We start from the raw sequence: 230 nt of genomic DNA on the forward strand, positions 1-230 counted from the left end.
CCTCCTGTACGCCTACGGGTTCTCCGAGACGTACCTCGTCTTGACGCTCGTCACGCTCGCCGCGTTCGCCTTGGTGTTCGCGTTCCTCCGCGACAACCCCGGCGGGCGGAAGGACCCGGAGGACGCGGGAGGGATCGAGACGTTCCGGTCGCTGCTCGGGCTCCCATTGCTGCGCGCCTTGGTCTTCTTCCGGTTCACGTTCAGCGTCGGGAAGATGGCGGTGATCATCT

1 pseudogene is annotated in these 230 nt (G+C 65.7%); it reads left to right on the forward strand.

Annotation, left to right across the window (positions count from 1 at the left end):
• Positions 1–230, forward strand: a pseudogene (locus EXE45_RS19125) (MFS transporter); the annotation flags it as partial.

This window comes from Halorubrum sp. SP9 (assembly GCF_005435015.1).
GTDB classification, from domain to species: Archaea; Halobacteriota; Halobacteria; order Halobacteriales; family Haloferacaceae; genus Halorubrum; species Halorubrum sodomense.